The organism is Sphingomonas sp. SP1, from assembly GCF_058313395.1.
The window spans coordinates 1,063,710-1,079,716 of the sequence record NZ_JBZFLC010000001.1 but is presented as its reverse complement, the minus strand read 5'-3'; the positions used below and the strand labels follow the sequence as shown (position 1 = coordinate 1,079,716).

16 protein-coding genes are annotated in these 16,007 nt (G+C 68.6%); 12 read left to right on the top strand and 4 right to left on the bottom strand.

Annotation, left to right across the window (positions count from 1 at the left end; translation table 11 throughout):
• Positions 1–23: 23 nt before the first annotated feature.
• Positions 24–1,157: an N-acetyltransferase gene (locus tag AC4GYS_RS05530; protein ID WP_491108092.1), complete on the top strand. Its 1,134-nt coding sequence runs from the start codon at positions 24–26 to the stop codon at positions 1,155–1,157.
• Between the two features lie 4 nt (positions 1,158–1,161).
• On the opposite strand, the gene AC4GYS_RS05525 is transcribed toward AC4GYS_RS05530, so the two are convergent.
• The 3 genes from AC4GYS_RS05525 to AC4GYS_RS05515 all read right to left on the bottom strand — a co-directional run bounded on the left by AC4GYS_RS05525 (position 1,162) and on the right by AC4GYS_RS05515 (position 3,485).
• Entirely contained in the window at positions 1,162–1,416 is a 255-nt protein-coding gene (locus tag AC4GYS_RS05525) for a PilZ domain-containing protein (protein ID WP_491108091.1), read from the bottom strand.
• Positions 1,417–1,500: 84 nt separating this feature from the next.
• Positions 1,501–2,763, bottom strand: a complete 1,263-nt coding sequence (locus AC4GYS_RS05520) for a hypothetical protein (protein ID WP_491108090.1) — start codon at positions 2,761–2,763, stop codon at positions 1,501–1,503.
• A gap of 191 nt (positions 2,764–2,954) precedes the next feature.
• Positions 2,955–3,485 carry a gamma carbonic anhydrase family protein gene (locus AC4GYS_RS05515; RefSeq protein WP_491108089.1) on the bottom strand — a complete coding sequence of 177 codons (531 nt, stop codon included), beginning with the start codon at positions 3,483–3,485 and terminating at the stop codon, positions 2,955–2,957.
• A 128-nt stretch (positions 3,486–3,613) separates the two neighbouring features.
• On the opposite strand from AC4GYS_RS05515, the gene AC4GYS_RS05510 reads away from it, so the two are divergent.
• From AC4GYS_RS05510 to hisIE, 11 genes are all read left to right on the top strand, one after another.
• Positions 3,614–3,907, top strand: coding sequence for a PilZ domain-containing protein (locus AC4GYS_RS05510; protein WP_491108088.1), 294 nt, complete (start codon positions 3,614–3,616; stop codon positions 3,905–3,907).
• 57 nt (positions 3,908–3,964) lie between these two features.
• Entirely contained in the window at positions 3,965–6,724 is a 2,760-nt protein-coding gene (locus AC4GYS_RS05505) for a PAS domain S-box protein (RefSeq protein WP_491108087.1), read from the top strand.
• On the top strand, positions 6,721–7,080 hold the full coding sequence (locus tag AC4GYS_RS05500; RefSeq protein ID WP_491108085.1) for a response regulator: 360 nt from the start codon (positions 6,721–6,723) through the stop codon (positions 7,078–7,080). The genes AC4GYS_RS05505 and AC4GYS_RS05500 overlap by 4 nt, the downstream gene beginning before the upstream one ends.
• A gap of 73 nt (positions 7,081–7,153) precedes the next feature.
• The gene (locus AC4GYS_RS05495; RefSeq protein WP_491108084.1) at positions 7,154–7,465 is read left to right on the top strand and encodes a YerC/YecD family TrpR-related protein; all 312 of its coding nucleotides are present in this window, start codon (positions 7,154–7,156) and stop codon (positions 7,463–7,465) included.
• Positions 7,455–8,345, top strand: coding sequence for an ATP phosphoribosyltransferase (gene hisG / locus AC4GYS_RS05490; RefSeq protein ID WP_491108083.1), 891 nt, complete (start codon positions 7,455–7,457; stop codon positions 8,343–8,345). The genes AC4GYS_RS05495 and hisG overlap by 11 nt, the downstream gene beginning before the upstream one ends.
• Entirely contained in the window at positions 8,342–9,640 is a 1,299-nt protein-coding gene (gene hisD / locus AC4GYS_RS05485; RefSeq protein ID WP_491108082.1) for a histidinol dehydrogenase, read from the top strand. Before hisG ends, hisD begins: the two co-directional genes overlap by 4 nt.
• Positions 9,637–11,286 (top strand): histidinol-phosphate transaminase, encoded by a 1,650-nt coding sequence (gene hisC, locus AC4GYS_RS05480; protein WP_491108081.1) that lies wholly within the window; start codon positions 9,637–9,639, stop codon positions 11,284–11,286. Before hisD ends, hisC begins: the two co-directional genes overlap by 4 nt.
• The gene (gene hisH, locus AC4GYS_RS05475) at positions 11,283–11,864 is read left to right on the top strand and encodes an imidazole glycerol phosphate synthase subunit HisH (RefSeq protein WP_491108080.1); all 582 of its coding nucleotides are present in this window, start codon (positions 11,283–11,285) and stop codon (positions 11,862–11,864) included. Before hisC ends, hisH begins: the two co-directional genes overlap by 4 nt.
• Positions 11,861–12,574, top strand: a complete 714-nt coding sequence (locus tag AC4GYS_RS05470) for a 1-(5-phosphoribosyl)-5-[(5-phosphoribosylamino)methylideneamino]imidazole-4-carboxamide isomerase (protein ID WP_491108079.1) — start codon at positions 11,861–11,863, stop codon at positions 12,572–12,574. Before hisH ends, AC4GYS_RS05470 begins: the two co-directional genes overlap by 4 nt.
• Complete coding sequence (hisF, locus tag AC4GYS_RS05465; RefSeq protein ID WP_491108078.1) at positions 12,561–13,325, top strand: imidazole glycerol phosphate synthase subunit HisF; 765 nt, start codon at positions 12,561–12,563, stop codon at positions 13,323–13,325. Before AC4GYS_RS05470 ends, hisF begins: the two co-directional genes overlap by 14 nt.
• Positions 13,301–13,933 carry a bifunctional phosphoribosyl-AMP cyclohydrolase/phosphoribosyl-ATP diphosphatase HisIE gene (gene hisIE, locus AC4GYS_RS05460; protein ID WP_491108077.1) on the top strand — a complete coding sequence of 211 codons (633 nt, stop codon included), beginning with the start codon at positions 13,301–13,303 and terminating at the stop codon, positions 13,931–13,933. The genes hisF and hisIE overlap by 25 nt, the downstream gene beginning before the upstream one ends.
• Here hisIE and AC4GYS_RS05455 read toward each other — a convergent pair.
• A complete protein-coding gene (locus tag AC4GYS_RS05455; protein WP_491108076.1) occupies positions 13,930–15,945 on the bottom strand; it encodes a TonB-dependent receptor in 2,016 nt (671 codons plus the stop codon). The genes hisIE and AC4GYS_RS05455 overlap by 4 nt on opposite strands.
• Positions 15,946–16,007: the final 62 nt, after the last annotated feature.

Below are 16,007 nucleotides of genomic sequence, written 5' to 3'. Positions count from 1 at the left end.
CGGGGTTGCTACGCCCCGCGTCCATGAGCCTTGTCATCCGTCCGGTCGCCAGCAAGGCCGACCGCCGCCGCTTCGTCGATTTCCTGTGGGCGGTGTACCGGGACGATCCCCATTGGGTGCCACCCTTGAAGGACGAGGAGCTGGGGCTGATCGACCCGGCGAAGAATCCGTGGTGGCAACATGCCCGCGCGAAGCTGTGGCTGGCGGAGCGCGACGGCCAGGTGGTGGGCCGGATCAGCGCCCAGGTCGATCAGCTGGTGCTGGAGCATATGGGGGCGGGCACCGGCATGATGGGCATGCTGGAAGCGCTGGACGAGCAAGCGGCCGCAGCGTTGCTGTCGACGGCGGAGGAGTGGCTCCGCGCGCAGGGCATGACCCGCGTGCTTGGCCCGGTCAGCCTGTCGATCTGGGACCAGCCGGGGCTGCTGGTGGAAGGCTTCGACGAACCGCCGACGGCGATGATGGGGCATCACCGGGGCGAATATCGCGAATGGGTCGAAGCGGCTGGCTACGCCAAGGCCAAGGACCTTTACACCTATGAACTGGACATCCGGATCACCATGATTCCGATGATCCAGCGGCTGATCGATGCGGGCAAGCGCAGCAGCCGGATCCGCATTCGGCCGGTCGACAAGAGCCGCTTCGGGGAGGAGGCGGAGATCATCCTGGGGCTGCTGAACGATGCATGGTCGGACAATTGGGGCTTCGTCCCGTTGACCGAGGCCGAGATCGCCTACGCCGGCAAGAAGCTGAAGCCGATCATCTTCGAGGATCTGGTTTATGTGGCGGAGGTGGACGGCGAGCCGGCGGCGTTCATGATCACCATTCCCGACATCAACGAGCTGATCCGCGATCTTAACGGGCGACTGTTTCCGTTCGGCTGGGCCAGGCTGTTGTGGCGGCTGCGGAGGCCCCGGGTCAAACGGATGCGCGTGCCGCTGATGGGAGTGGCGAAACGGCTGCAGGGAACGCGGCTGTCGGCGCAGCTGGCATTCATGCTGATCGAGCAATCGCGGATCCATTCGGTCGAGCGCTATGGCGCGACGCATGGCGAGTTCGGATGGGTGCTCGACGACAACCAGGGGATGATGAGCATCGCCCAGTTGCCGGGCGCCGACATCAACAAGGTGTACCGGGTCTTCGAGAAGGCGCTTTAGCGACCTAGCGGGCGAAGCGAACGCCCGAGCGGTTGGCGAACGACCAGCGGATCTGGCCTGTCAGGTGGCCGATGCGGGCAAGTTCGATGGTGACCCGCTCCCCGATCGGAAAACTTCCGGTGACGCAGCAGCCTTCGAGCGACAGGTCGCTGACAACGCTGTCGAGCGTTTCGCCATCCTGTCGGATCAGCCGGGCATCGAGGCATACCGGATGACGGTTCTGCCGCTGCTGGCGTGCGCAAGACGGTGCCTGGTCCACGACGCAAGGCGTTAATCGCCGGGTCGTGAAGCCTGGGTTTCAAATGACGGTAAGCGGCGCGTTAGGCACGCGGCCATGGCCACCCTAACGGCGAGTAAATTCCCCGATTCCGCGCATGGCAACGGGCGTCCAGGTGCGGGGGCCCTCGTCGGTACGGAACGGCGCCAGCTTGTCACTGCCCCTGGCTGGCGGGCCGACCAGGAATGCGGCGGACGAGCGGCCATGCACACCGCCGGCCCGATAGCCGATGTTGAGCGCCAGGATCGGAACCACCGCCTGGCCGCCACCGACCGCATATTCGCGAAAGGCCGAGCGCGCCATCCGCACCGTCGGCTGCAGCGGAAGCTGGCCGAGGGGCGAGAGGACCTCGGCGGCGAAGGCGGTGCCGTCGGGCCGGGCGTAAAAGGCCGCCAATTCCTTTTCCTGATCGGGGCCGGCGTTCAGGACCAGCGCCTCGATCGCGATGTCGCGGGCCGGAACGCTGCCGCTGTTGGTGAGCGTCAGATCGAAGTGGATCTGCAATTCGTCATCCGTCAGCACCACGGCCCGGGTCGTGATTTCATTGTCGAGCCAGGCGCGCAGCCGGGTCGAAACGATCCCGCCGGACGGCGCAGGAGTCGGTGCCGGAGTTGGCTGGGGAACGGAAACCGGCGGGCTGGGCGCCGGCGCGGGCACTGCCCGGGGGGCCATAGCCGGGGCCGGGCGCGGCTGAGGCGTCGGCAGCGGCGGCAGGTCATCGGCCTGGGCTGCAACGCCGGCAAACGCGAGACGGCCGGGGTCGGCCTGTTGGGCGGAGCGGCGGCGATAAAGGAACCACAGCCCGGCCGCGACCGCCAGCAAGGCCAGTAGCCAGGGCAGGACTGCGGGAAGGCCGGTCGCGCCGTCGGTCGGAAGCGGGGCCGGGACGAAGGGCGTCGGTGCGGGCACTGCGACCGGCGGCGGCGCAGGTGTTGCCGACCCCGCGTCGAATCCCGGCGATGCCGCGGCGTCGGTGGCGGGCGGAAGGACGACGCTGGCCCCACCCGGAGACGCGACGGAGGTCGCGGGCGGGCTCGCGGGCCGCTGAGTGGTGGAAGGAGCCGGACGCTCGGCCGGTGCGGAGCGAGGCAGCGCCGCGGTTTCCGAGGCGGGGGTACGATCGGTGGATGGCGGGGTAGAGGGCTGGGCGGGCGCCTGTTCCGCCGGCTGTTCCCGGTTGCCGCCGAGCGAGAAGTCGCGCAGCTGTTCGGGGCCGACCGTGCCTTCACGCGGCGGCGGCGGCGGGGCTACGACATTGCTTTGCGCGCCCGCCGCGGAAGCGGAGGCCAGCAACAGGGTGGCAAGCAGCGGACGCGGGGCGCGGAGCACGAGAACGATCAGTTTCCTATTCCGATAGCCGGCAACCCGACGGGCGCCCCCGCGCCCGGGCCGGCCTTGCAAAGCGCGCGCCTCATGCCCGCTCCGCCGCGCCGGGGCAAGGGTGTTTGCGCCCTGACGAGCGTCCACCAGCACCAGCCCGGCGTTCGCCAGCGCCGCGATTCGGAGCGAAGCTTACCCTGCTACGCCTGCGGGATTTGGATCAGCGCCGCCGCATATTTGCACGCCTTGTCGGCGTAATGGGCGGCCGAAACGAGAAGCATCTGCCGTTCGGCTTCGGTTAGCGGCCGGATGGCGCGGGCCGGGCTGCCGACGATCAGGGTTCCGGGATCGAAGGTCTTGCCTTCCGTCACCAAGGCGCCAGCGCCGACGATGCAGCCGGCGGGTATGACCGCATGGTTGAGGATTCGCGCGCCCATGCCGATCAGGCTGCCCTGCCCCACCGTGCAGCCGTGGAGGATCGCCTGATGTCCGACCGTGACCCTAGCCCCGATCGTCAAGGGCGCGCCCGGGTCGGAATGGCCGATCGCGCCGTCCTGGAAGTTGCTTTCCTCGCCCAGCACAATCGGCGTGTTGTCGGCCCGGATGACCGCCCCGAACCAGACGCTGGCCCGGGCGCCGAGGCGAACGTCGCCGATGAGGTCGGCGGATGGAGCGGCCCAGGCCCCGTCGGCCAGGGTCGGGGCGGCATCGTCGATGGCGTAGAGCGGCATGCGCCAAGTCTAACGGGATGGCCGGACAGCGTCACCTGTCCCAAAACAGGATGGTTAACCGGTACCGGCTGCCGCGTCGTGGTCCGGCGGCATAACAGGGACACAGCCAGTCCGGAGTTTGCTTTGGCATGAACGACAACCACCGCCGCAGCGACCGCCGCCAAGGGACCGCAAAGGTCACCTTTCGCCGGCCTTCCGGCTTGTCCCATGCGACCCGTCTGCGCGACCTGTCCTGCCATGGGTGCAGGATCGATATCTTCGAACGACTGGAACCCGGACAGACGATCTGGGTCACCTTGCCTAGTCTTCGGATGCTGTTGGCCCGGGTCAGTTGGGCCGACGAATGGATGGCGGGGCTGGAATTCGACCGCCCGATGCATCCGTCGGTCTTCGATCATCTGGCAGCGAGACTCGTCGCCTAACAGCTTCGGCCAAAAGTTCGCTTCTTTTCTGTTCCTTTACGGGTTAGCCGCGCGGTGATGCTCGATATAACGACTCGGGACAGTGACGCGTTTCTGGAAAACGGGGGCGAGTGCGGGCGGCTGATCGCCGAGCGCGACTGGTCGGCCACGCTTGGTCCGATCGAACAATGGTGCCCCAGCCTTCGGACCGCCACCTCCATATTGCTCGCCTCCCCCGTGCCCATGGTGATGCTGTGGGGCGAGGACGGGGTCATGATCTACAACGACGCCTATTCGGTCTTTGCCGGCAGCCGCCACCCGGCCCTGTTGGGATCGAAGGTGCGCGAAGGCTGGCCGGAGGTCGCCGATTTCAACGATCATGTGATGAAGGTCGGGCTGGCCGGGGGAACCCTGCAGTTCCGCAACCAGGAACTGACGCTGCACCGCAATCAGGGCCAGCCCGAACGGGTTTGGATGAACCTGGATTATTCGCCGGTGCCGGGGGACGATGGGACGCCGGCCGGGGTGCTGGCGATCGTGATCGACACCACGCAGCAGGTGAGGGCCGAGCAGCGATTCAAGCTGCGGTTCGAACTGGACGAGCAGTTGCGGGCGGCCACCGGACCCGAGGATGTCGCCAGCATCGCTTCGCGCCTGGTGTCCGAACAGTTCGGCGGCATGGAAGCCGGTTACGCCGAACTGGTCGACGGCGGCGAGCGGATCTTGCCCATCGCGATCTGGAAGGCCGGCGCGGCTCAGCCGTTCGTCGGCAAGCCCTTGCCCGCGGACGATTTCGGAGCGCATTTCGCCGAGGTCAGGTTGGGCCGGGACGTGGTCGTCGACGACGCGGCAAGCGATGCGCGGACCAGCGCGTCGTTCGACCGGCTGACCGAGGTCAGCGCCGCGGCCTTCATGATCCTGCCGCTGGTGAAGCAAGGCGCGCCGATCGGATATTTCTTCGTAGTTTCGGAGCAGCCGCACAAGTGGAGCCGGGACGAGCGCGGATTGGTGCGCGAAGTCGCCGAGCGGGCCTGGGCGTCCATGCGCAGAAGCAAGGCCGAGCAAGCCCTGCGCGAAAGCGAGCAGCTGTCGCGCGAAACGTCGCTGCGGCTGGACGCCATCCTGAACAACACCACCATGGCGGTCTTCCTGATGGACGACCAGCAACATTGCGTGTTCGCCAATGCGGCAGCCGAGCGGCTGACGGGCTACAGCTTCGAGGAATTGTCGGCGCGGCCGCTGCACGACGTCATCCACAATAAATATCCGGACGGCCGGCCTTATCCCCTGCACGAATGCCCGATCGACCGCGCCCTGCCGGAGCGGGCGAACATGCAGGGCGAGGAATTGTTCGTTCACAAGGACGGGCATTTCTATCCGGTCGCCTTCACGGCGAGCCCGCTGCTGAACCAGGACGGGGTAGCGGTCGGGACGGTGATCGAAGTCCGCAGCATCGCCGAGGAAAAGGCGGGCCAGTTGGCGCTGCGGGAAAGCGAAGAGCGCTTCCGCAACATGGCGGACAATACGCCCGTGATGATGTGGGTCACCGATCCGACCGGCTATTGCACCTATCTCAACAAGCGCTGGTATCAGTTCACCGGCCAGGGCGACGGCGCTGGCGAGGGACTGGGCTGGATCCAGGCCGTCCACCCGGACGACCGGCCGATTGCCGAAAAGGCGTTCCTCGACGCGAATGGACGCGAGGAGGATTACACGGTCGAGTTCCGGTTGCGGCGGGCGGACGGAACCTATCGCTGGGCGCTGGATGCGGCCGCAGCCCGGTTCGACGATTCCGGAAAATTCCTCGGCTATGTCGGATCGGTCGTGGATATCGACGAACTGCGCGAAGCCGAACAGACGGTGCGCAACAGCGAGGCGATGCTGCGCGGGGTGCTGGAACAGATGCCGGTAGGCGTCGTCCTGGCCCGCGTGCCGGGCGGCGAGGTCATGTTTCAGAACGAGGCCGCCGAAGACATTTTGGGCGCCCGGATCCTGCCGGACAATGCGGCAAACTACGACCACTACGGCGGGATCCACGACGATGGTCAAGCACTGAGCGCGAGCGAATATCCGCTGGCGCGTACCGTGCTGACGGGCGAGACCGTGACCGCCTTCCCGATGCGGTATCGCAAGCCGGACGGGACCATCGTCTTCCTCGAGATCGATTCGGGGATGCTGGAAGACAGCCCGACCGGGTCCGACCTTGCCATCTGCGTGTTCAGCGACGTTACCGAGCGCAAGAAGGCGGAACAGCACCAGCGCCTGCTGATCGATGAACTGTCCCATCGGGCGAAGAACCTGCTGGCGATCATTCAGTCGGTCGCGCAGCAAAGCTTCAAGGGTGAACGCGAGCCGGCCGAAATGGTCCGGGCGTTCGAAGGGCGGCTGGGCGCGCTGGCGGCGGCGCATGGCGTGCTGACCCGTGAGAAGTGGGAAGCGGCGCCGATCAAGCGGATCATCTGCGACACCATCACCGCAGTGAAGGCGGACGACGACCGCCTGGTGCTGGTCGGGCCGGACCTGCTGGTCGCGCCCAAGACGGGGGTCAGCCTGGCGATGGCGATCCACGAGCTTGCCACCAACGCGACCAAATACGGCAGCTTCAGCGTCGACGGCGGCTCGGTGCACATCCACTGGCGGGTCGAGGACGCCCGGCTGAAGCTGGAGTGGCGCGAGCGAGGCGGTCCTCCGGTCTCGCCACCCACCCGGCGCGGCTTCGGCAGCCGGATGATCGAGCGGGGACTCGCGGCGGAATTGGGGGGTGAGGTCAGGATCGACTTCCAGCCCAATGGCCTGGTTTGCACGGTCGACGCACCCCTGCCGGAGATGGGGAAGTGAGCCTGGCGGGCAAGCGCATCCTGCTGGTGGAGGACGAAGCGGTGATCGCCTTTGCGGTCGAGGACATGCTCGACGAGCTGGGCTGCCAGGTGGTGGGTCCGGCCTTCCGCCTGGACGAGGCGGTGGAGCTGGCCGGCAGTGCGGCAATGGATGCGGCAATCCTGGACGTGAACCTCAACGACCAGCGCAGCTTTGCCGTGGCTGACGAACTGAACCGGCGCGGCGTGCCGTTCCTGTTCGCCACCGGCTATGCCGAGGGCGGCGTGCAGTGGGACGGACGCGAGGTCGAGGTGCTGCCCAAACCCTACAAGAAGGACGAGATCGCCGCGGCCCTGGCCCGGCTGCTGACCGCCTGACCCTTGGGAGGGGTTGCGGAGCGCGTGCCTGCTCGCTAATCGCGTTACATCGTTTTAACACGTTGTAACGGATATGATCGCACCGACCCGGGATTTCGAGCGGCTCACGGACGAGCTTTGCAACGCGCTGCTGGCGCCGAACGACGCGGCAGAGATGCGGCTGTTGCTGACCGACCTGCTGACTCCGGCCGAAGTCCGCACCCTGGCCGAGCGCTGGCACGTCGCGCGCCTGCTGGACGGAACGGACCTGTCCTATCGCGAGATCCACGACGCCACTGGGGTCAGCACCACCACCATCGTTCGGGTCGCGCGCTTCCTGAAACAGGAGCCGCATCAGGGGTACCGGCGGACCATCGACGCGCTGGAGACGACCCATGCTGATTGATGCGGAGCGGTTGCACATTGCGGTGCAGAAGTCGGGGCGGCTGTCCGACCTGTCGCGGAAGCTGTTGTCCGACGCCGGCCTGCGCATTGCCAACGGCAAGAATGCCCTGACGGCCCGGATCGAGAATTTTCCGGCCGACCTGATGTTCGTGCGCGACGATGACATTCCGACCTTCGTCGCGGATGGCGTATGCGAATATGGCATCGTCGGCGAGAATGTGCTGCGCGAGTTCACGCTGGGCGACGGCGCGGAACGGTGCGAGGTGCTGGCGCCACTGGGCTTTGGTCACTGCACGCTGAAGCTGGCGATCCCCGAGCGCGAGGAATGGCACGGCGCCGAGGCGCTGGCCGGCAAGCGCGTCGCGACGTCCTATCCCAGGATCGTGGGCGACTGGCTGCGGCAGCGGCAGGTCGATGCGCAGGTGGTGGAAATGAACGGCGCGGTGGAGCTTGCCCCGCGGCTGGGCATCGCGCCGATCATCTGCGACCTGGTCAGTACCGGGGCCACGCTGGAGGCGAATGGGCTGAAGGCGGTGGAGACCGTGCTGGACAGCGAAGCGGTGCTGATCCGCACGCGAAAGGCGGTCGCGCCGGTGAAGGCCGAACAGGGCGAGCGGCTGGTGAAGCGGGTCGGCGGCGTGCTGGCGACGCGGGACGCCAAGTACATCATGCTCAACGCGCCGAGCCAGGCCCTGCCGGCGATCACGCGATTGCTGCCGGGGGCGGAGGCGCCGACAATCCTGCCGCTGCATGGGCGGCCGGGACATTTCGCCGTGCACGCCGTGTGCCGCGAAAGCGTGTTCTGGGAAACGCTGCAGGAACTGAAGGGAGTCGGCGCATCGGCGATCCTGGTGCTGCCAATCGAGAAGATGCTGCCATGATGCGTCTGATATGGAGCGCGCTGTCAGCGGACGAGCGGCGGGCAGCGCTGGCCCGTCCCGAAGGGCGGGCGGCGGCCGGGTTGAAGGACCGGGTGCGGGCGATCGTCGAGGATGTGCGGGCCGGCGGCTGGGATGCGCTGGTCGCTACGGCGGAGCGGATCGACGGCAGCGCGCCGAAGCTGGTTGCGGTGGCGGCTGGCGCGGCCGAGGCGCGCGCCTCGCTGAGCGGCGAGCAACTGGCGGCGTTCGAGTTGGCGGTGGGCAACATCCGTCGCTTTCACGAGGCTTCGCGGCCGGCCGATTTCAGCGTCGAGACCATGCCGGGGCTGACGGTGCGCAAGCTGTGGCGGCCGATCGACCGGGTCGGGATCTATGTGCCGGGCGGCGCCACGCCGCTGTTCTCCACGCTGCTGATGCTGGCGTTGCCGGCACGGGCGGCAGGAGTAGATGAGCTGGTGGTGGTGACGCCGCCGCGGGCCAACGGCAGCCTCGATCCGGTGGTCGCCCTTGCGGCCGAAGCCTGTGGGATCGAGGCGGTGTGGACCGTGGGCGGCGCGCAGGCGATTGCGGCGCTGGCATTCGGCGCTGGCGAGATCGCCCGATGCGACAAGATCTGTGGGCCCGGCAATGCGTGGGTCGCCGAGGCCAAGACCCTGGTGTCAGGCATGGCTGGTGGGCCGGCGATCGACCTGCCGGCGGGCCCGTCGGAACTGCTGGTGATCGCCGATGACGGGGCCGAGCCGGAAGTGGTGGCGGCGGACCTTTTGAGCCAGGCGGAGCATGATGCGGCGGCGCAGGTGGTGCTGGCGACGAATAGCGAGGCGCTGATCGGCGCGGTCGAGCGCGAAGTCGAGCGGCAGCTTGCGGCCCTGCCGCGCCGCGAGATCGCGGAGCGGTCGCTGGATGCGGCCCGGCTGCTGCTGGTCGCGTCGCTGGAGGAAGCGGCGGAGGTGGCGAACGCCTATGCGGCGGAGCATTTGTCGCTGAACGTGGCGGAGCCCGATGCGCTGTTGCCGCTGATCCGCAACGCCGGGGCGGTGTTCGCCGGGCGAAACGCGGCCGAGACGTTTGGCGATTATTGCGCCGGGTCATCGCATGTCCTGCCGACCGATGGCGCGGCGCGGGCCTGGAGCGGTGTGTCGGTGGCGAGCTTCATGAAAGCCATGACCGTGCAGGAACTGACCGCTGACGCGGCCCGTGCGATCGCTCCGGCGGCGGCGGCGCTGGCGCGGCTGGAAGGGCTGGAAGCGCATGCGCGGGCAGCGGATACGCGATTGCAAACGGTGGCGGCATGAGCCTGGCGGAGAGGTTGGCGCGGCCGGAGGTGCTGGCGCTCGCGCCCTTCGATCTCGGCCCCCGGGCCGACGCGTTCGGGGCGGAAACGATCAAGCTGGACGCCAATGAGAACCCCTTCCCGCCGCTTGGGCCGGCAGGAGTGAACCGGTATCCCGAGCCGCAGCCTGGGGCCCTGCGGGCGTCGATGGCGGCGCTTTATGGGGTAGCGGCGGATCAATTCCTGGTCACGCGCGGCGGCGACGATGCGATCGACCTATTATGCCGGACCTTTCTTCGTCCCGGCGTGGATAGGGTGGCGGTGTGCCAGCCGACCTTTTCGGCCTATGCGCACTTCGCCAGATTGCAGGGCGCGAAGGTGATCGAGGCGCGGCTTGCGGCCGACTTCCGGTTCGACGCCGAAGCAGTGCTGGCGGCGGTCGCAAACCTGCCGGACGTCAAGCTGTTGTTCGTCTGTTCGCCGAACAATCCCACGGGGACGCCGGTCGACCCGTCCGAAGTGCTGCGGCTGTGCGATGCGCTGCCGGATACGCTGGTGGTGCTGGACGAGGCTTATCTGGAGTTCAGCGCCACGCCGACCTTGGGGGCCGAGGCGGTGCGACGCGAAAACCTCGTGGTGTTGAAGACCCTGTCCAAGGCATTCGGACTGGCAGGTGCGCGCATCGGCGGCTTGCTTGGGCCAGCACAAACCATCGCAACCATCGCTCGGGCTGCCCCGCCTTACCCGTTGCCGACCCTGTGCATCGATGCCGCCCTGGCGGCGCTGTCGCCGGCGCGGCGGGCGGTGCACGAGGAGCGGATCGAGCAGATCGTCGCCGAGCGACAGCGCCTGGCGCCGCTGCTGGCGACCTCGCCCATCGTGACGCGCATTCATGAGAGCGCGGGCAACTTCCTCTTCCTGGAAGTGGACGATGCCCCGGCGCTGGCGGAGCGGTTACAGCGGCTGGGCATCAAGGTGCGCTTTCGGGAGAATGCCGCCCCCGGTGGCGTGCGGCTGACCATCGGCATGCCCCCCGAGAACGAGGCTGCGCTGCGAGCGTTCGGAGTGCCGGCCCCTGCCCTTCCCCGTTCGCGGGCCGCCGCCGTTGCGCGGGACACCAAGGAAACGAAAATCGCGGTGGCGGTCGACCTCGACCGGGCCGAGCCGCGGCGGATCGACACCGGCCTGCCGTTCTTCGATCACATGCTGGATCAGGTCGCGGCGCACGGCGGCTTCAGCCTGGTGATGAGCTGCGAAGGCGACCACCAGATCGATGCGCACCATAGCGTGGAGGACTGCGCCATCGCGCTGGGCCAGGCGCTCGACAAGGCGCTGGGCGACCGGCGCGGCGTCGGGCGGTTCGGCTTCGCGCTGCCGATGGACGAGACGGAAGCACAGGTGCTGATCGACCTGTCCGGCCGGCCCTTCAGCCGGTTCGAGGGCGAGTTCACGGCCAGCCATGTCGGCGCTTACCCGACCGAGATGACGCCGCACGTCTTTCGCAGCCTGGCGGACAGCCTGCGGGCAGCGATCCATGTGACGGTGAAAGGCGAGAACGACCATCACAAGGTCGAGGCCTGCTTCAAGGCGTTCGGGCGGGCGTTGCGGCCGGCGCTTGCGATCGAAGGGCGCGGCGACTCGCTACCCAGCACCAAGGGGCTGTTGTGAGGCTGGCGCTGGTCGATCTGGGCTTCGGCAACCTCGGCTCTGTCGGCATGGCGTTCGAGCGGCTGGGCGTAACGCCGGAGCGGACGAGCGATGGCGCGGCGATTGCGGCGGCGGACAAGGTGGTGCTGCCAGGTGTCGGCCATGCGGGCTTTGCGATGCGGCAGATCGACGCGGCCGGCCTTAAGCCGGTGCTGCGCGGGCTGCGGCAGCCGCTGCTGGGCATCTGCCTTGGCATGCAGCTGTTGTTCGAAGCGAGCGATGAAGACGGTACCGAGTGCCTCGGCCTGCTGCCCGGACGCGCTCGCGCTCTGGAGGCGGCGCCGGGCCGGCCGGTGCCGCACATGGGCTGGAGCAGGCTTGAGGTCGAAGACGAGCGCATCGGGCTGACGTCCGGCGAGCATGTCTATTTCGCGCACAGCTTCGCCTGCGACGACGGTGCCGCGACCGTGGCCCGGACCCAATATGGGCGCAGCGTCCCGGCGGTCGTCCGGTCGGGCAATCGCACCGGGGCGCAGTTCCACCCCGAGCGATCGAGCGCGCCGGGGCGGCGGTTCCTGGAAAGCTGGCTCGCGGCATGATCATCTATCCCGCCATGGACCTGATGAGCGGCGCGGCCGTGCGCCTGAAGCAAGGCCGGTTCGACGAGCAGACCCGCTACCCGACCGATCCCGCCGACGCGCTGCGCGGATTTGCAGCGGCGGGCGCGGCCTGGGCGCATGTGGTCGACCTGGACGGCGCGCGAGCGGGCGAACCGGTGCAGCACCGGCTGATCGGGGAGCTGGCGCATGCGGCCGACATCAAGCTGCAGGTTGCCGGCGGCATTCGCACCGCCGGACATATCGCGCGACTGTTCGAACGCGGAGTCGCGCGGGCCGTGGTGGGCAGCCTGTGCGTGACCCGCCCCGAACTGGTGAACAGCTTCCTGGAAAGCTTCGGCCCCGATCGGATCACGCTGGCGCTGGATGTGCGGGTGGTGGACGACGAGCCCAGAGTGGCGACGCACGGCTGGCAGACCGATAGCTCGCTGTCCCTGTGGGAGGCGGCAGCGCGCTTTCCTTCGGCGCGGCATTTGCTGCTGACCGATATCGGTCGTGACGGGATGCTCGAAGGGCCGAACTTTGCGCTTTACGAGAAGGTGGCGCAGCGGCTGCCGGGCCTTGAGGTCCAGGCCTCGGGGGGCGTGACGTCGCTGGAGGACCTGACGCAGCTGAACACCGCGGGCGCGATCGTCGGCAAGGCGCTGTGGGAAGGCCGCATGCAATTGGAGGACGCCATTGCCTGCGGCTAGGATCATCCCCTGTCTGGACGTTGCCGGCGGGCGCGTGGTGAAGGGCGTGCGCTTCGCCGGCCACCGCGACGTCGGCGATATCGAGGAGCATACGGCCTTTTACGTCGAGCAGGGCGCGGACGAGCTGGTGTTCTACGACATCGGCGCAAGCCCGGAAGGGCGGACGGTCGACCTGTCGTGGGTCGAGCGGGTCGCGCGGCTGATCGACATTCCATTCAGCGTGGCCGGCGGCATCCGCTCCCGCGATCAGGCGGCGGCGGTGCTGGCGGCCGGCGCGGACAAGGTGTCGATCAACTCGCCGGCGCTGGAACGGCCCGCGCTGATCGAGGAGCTGGCGCGTGATTTCGGCAGCCAGTGCGTGGTGGTCGGGATCGACAGCCTGGCGACGGCAGACGGCTATCTGGTCAAGCAATATACCGGCTCACCGGACGCGACCCGCGATGCGGGCCGGCACACGCTCGAGTGGGCCCGGGAGGCGGCAGAGCACGGTGCGGGCGAGATCGTCTTGAATTGCATGGCCGAGGACGGCGTGCGGCGGGGCTACGACATTGCCCACACGCGCAGCGTGGCGGAGGCAGTTCCAGTGCCGGTGATCGCGTCCGGCGGAGCCGGTGCGCCCGGGCACTTCGCGGCGGCATTCGACGCCGGTGCGAGCGGCGCGCTGGCGGCGACGGTGTTTCACGACCGGCTGATCCCAATCCCCGAGCTGAAGGAGTACCTCGCATCATGCGGGATCGACGTTCGCCGCTGACGATCGAGGCGATCGATACGCTGGCCTGGGACAAGATGGAGGGGCTGCTGCCCGCGGTCGTGCAGGACGGGGCGAGCGGGCGGTTGCTGATGCTCGGCTACATGGACCGGACGGCGCTGAAGGCAACGCTGGAGAGCGAGTTCGCGACCTTCTGGAGCCGATCGAAGGACCGGCTGTGGCAGAAGGGCGAAACCAGCGGCAACCGGCTGGCGGTGCGGGCAGTGCACGAAGACTGTGACGGGGACGCGCTGCTGGTGCTGGCCGAGCCGCAGGGACCGACTTGCCACCAGGGAACGACGAGCTGCTTTGGCGGCGAGCCGGCCGGGCCGGGCTGGTTGGCCGACCTGTCGCGGATCGTGGCCGAGCGGGCCGGGGCGGACGGAGCGAGCAGTTATACGCGGCGGCTGCTGGATGAAGGTATTGGCCGGATCGCGCAGAAGGTCGGCGAGGAAGGGCTGGAAGTCGCGCTGGCGGCGGTCTCACGCGGGCGGGCCGACGTGGCGAGCGAGGCGGCGGACCTGCTTTACCATCTTGCCGTGCTGCTGGAGGCGACCGGTCTGGACTGGGGCGACGTGGTCGCGACCCTGCGCCAGCGCCATCGCGGCTAGTCTGCCGCGGGAGCGGTCAAGCGCAGTCCGAGCCACAAAGTGCGCGGTGTGGCGCGTTCGGTCAGACCATCGCTGGAGATCGCCGCGACCACACGCTTGTCGAGCAGATTCTCCGCCCGGAACTGAAGCTGCAGGTGGGGCGAGATCGGCAAGGTACCGGCCGCGTCCACCGTGAGTGCTCCGGGCAGACGCGTCTGGTTGAGATCGTCCTCCCATTGCTTGCCGACATAGCGGAACAGCAGCGACGTGCTGCGGCCGCGATCCTCCCAGCTGCCGCCGAGCGAACCCGTATGGCGCGGGGTCTGCGCCGGCTGAAAGCCGTCAAGATCGCCCGGGTCGTCGATGCGCGGATCGAGCAGGCTCGCGGCGGCGGTAAGGCTCCAGGCCCCGGATCGCCAGCTGCCGGTGGCCTCAACACCGCGCACCCGGATTGCCGAGAGGTTCTGCCGCTGGCGATAGGCGCCGCCAGCCGCGACGAAGCCGACGCCGGGAAAGAGGCCGGGTCCCTCGCCCAGGGTGACGTTGGCAATCGGGTCGCGCAGGCGATTGGCGAAGGCGGTCAGCGAAAGATTGGCCGAAGAGCCCTCCAAGCGCAGGCCCGCCTCCGCCCCGGCCAACCGCTCCGGCTTCAGCAGCGGGTTGGCCGCGGTCGCATCGGGACCCGCGCGAAAGGGGCGGAATAACTCGTTCAGCGTCGGCAGGCGCCAACCCGCATAGGCAGCCCCGCGCAGGCTGGCGCCCCGGCCGAGTTCCACCCCTGCGGCCGCCCGGCCGGTGGGTCGCCAGCCGGTGCGAACGGGAAACCGCTCGTCGGTCAGAAGTGCGCCGGTCAGCAGCGAGCGCTCGCGCCGGACGCCGTCCGCGATCCGCCAGCGATCCAACCGGACCGCGCCGCTCAGGCTCACCGGTCCGCTCGTCCAGCCAAGCTCGGCAAAGGCGCCGGCGGTTGCGCTGCGTCCGCCGGCGACCCGGTCGCGGGTCGGCTCGGCATCGACATAATTGGTGAGTTCCTCGGAGCGGCCGCGGGCGAAGCGGGCATCGGTGCCGACCCGAAGCTGCAGGCCGGGCCCGAGCGAGGGCCTCAACTCGGCGCTCCAGCCGATGGCGGTGCCGGGCACATGGTCCTGCAGGGACACCCGGCGAACCTGTGTCCGTCCGTCGTCGATCGCGGCGAAGCTGCTGCTGAAGCGGCGGGCCTGGGCATAGCCGAGCAAGGTCCACGGCAGCCGCCCCCGGTTCACCAGCCGGACCGATCCGTCCAGTCCGCGCGTGGTGTTGCCGGTGAAGGCCAGGCCCCGCTCCCGTCGGTCGACGAACCCGGCCAGGTTTGCTTGCAGCTCGGTGTCGGTGGCGAGCGGCACGAGCCAGCGCATCCGGGCGGCGGCGTTGCGGTAGGGCGACGGGCGGTCGGCGGGCCCGCGCTGATCCGCGATGATCGGGACGAAGCCGTCGCCGCGTGCCGCCTGGACACCGACCTGGAGACGGCCGCCGCCCACGGCGACGCCGCTGCGGAATCGTCCCTCGGCGGCCGTTCGGCTGCCGACTTCGAGTTCTGCCGCCGTTGCGGGATCTGCGGCGCTGGTCAGGAGCACCGCACCGGCCAGTGCCCCAGGCCCGTAGGACACGCTGCCACCACCCCGCACGACACGAACCTCGGCGAGGTCGAGGACAGAGAAAGCGGGCCAGTTGATCCAGCCGCCGAACGGGTCGCTCTGCGGCACGCCGTCCAGGACCACGAGAGCACGGCTGGCGGCGTTGCCGCCCAGCCCGCGAAGGGTGAGGCCCTGGCTGGTGGGATTGGCGCTGGCGGCATCCGAGCGGCGGAACAGCTGCACACCGGGCACCTGCTTCAGCAATTGATCAACCCGGCGGGTGGGCGATAGACGGATATCGCGCTCGTCCAACGTAACCACGTCGAGCAGGGCTTCGGGCGCAGGATCCGGCAGGGCGCGTCCGGTCACAACGACCTCCTGCACCGGCTGATCCGTCACGAGAATTGGCTGCGCATCCATCACCGGGCCATGCAAGGATGACTTGGAGATCGCAAGGCTCCACGGAAGCTGCGCATTTCGTC

Bases quoted from the DNA above. Each gene is read 5' to 3' on its own strand.
- AC4GYS_RS05530 (WP_491108092.1), top strand. From the start codon at position 24: ATGAGCCTTGTCATCCGTCCGGTCGCCAGCAAGGCCGACCGCCGCCGC.
- AC4GYS_RS05515 (WP_491108089.1), bottom strand. From the start codon at position 3,485: ATGCCGCTCTACGCCATCGACGATGCCGCCCCGACCCTGGCCGACGGG.
- AC4GYS_RS05510 (WP_491108088.1), top strand. From the start codon at position 3,614: ATGAACGACAACCACCGCCGCAGCGACCGCCGCCAAGGGACCGCAAAG.
- AC4GYS_RS05505 (WP_491108087.1), top strand. From the start codon at position 3,965: ATGCTCGATATAACGACTCGGGACAGTGACGCGTTTCTGGAAAACGGG.
- AC4GYS_RS05495 (WP_491108084.1), top strand. From the start codon at position 7,154: ATGATCGCACCGACCCGGGATTTCGAGCGGCTCACGGACGAGCTTTGC.
- hisG (WP_491108083.1), top strand. From the start codon at position 7,455: ATGCTGATTGATGCGGAGCGGTTGCACATTGCGGTGCAGAAGTCGGGG.
- hisD (WP_491108082.1), top strand. From the start codon at position 8,342: ATGATGCGTCTGATATGGAGCGCGCTGTCAGCGGACGAGCGGCGGGCA.
- hisC (WP_491108081.1), top strand. From the start codon at position 9,637: ATGAGCCTGGCGGAGAGGTTGGCGCGGCCGGAGGTGCTGGCGCTCGCG.
- AC4GYS_RS05470 (WP_491108079.1), top strand. From the start codon at position 11,861: ATGATCATCTATCCCGCCATGGACCTGATGAGCGGCGCGGCCGTGCGC.
- hisIE (WP_491108077.1), top strand. From the start codon at position 13,301: ATGCGGGATCGACGTTCGCCGCTGACGATCGAGGCGATCGATACGCTG.
- AC4GYS_RS05455 (WP_491108076.1), bottom strand. From the start codon at position 15,945: ATGGATGCGCAGCCAATTCTCGTGACGGATCAGCCGGTGCAGGAGGTC.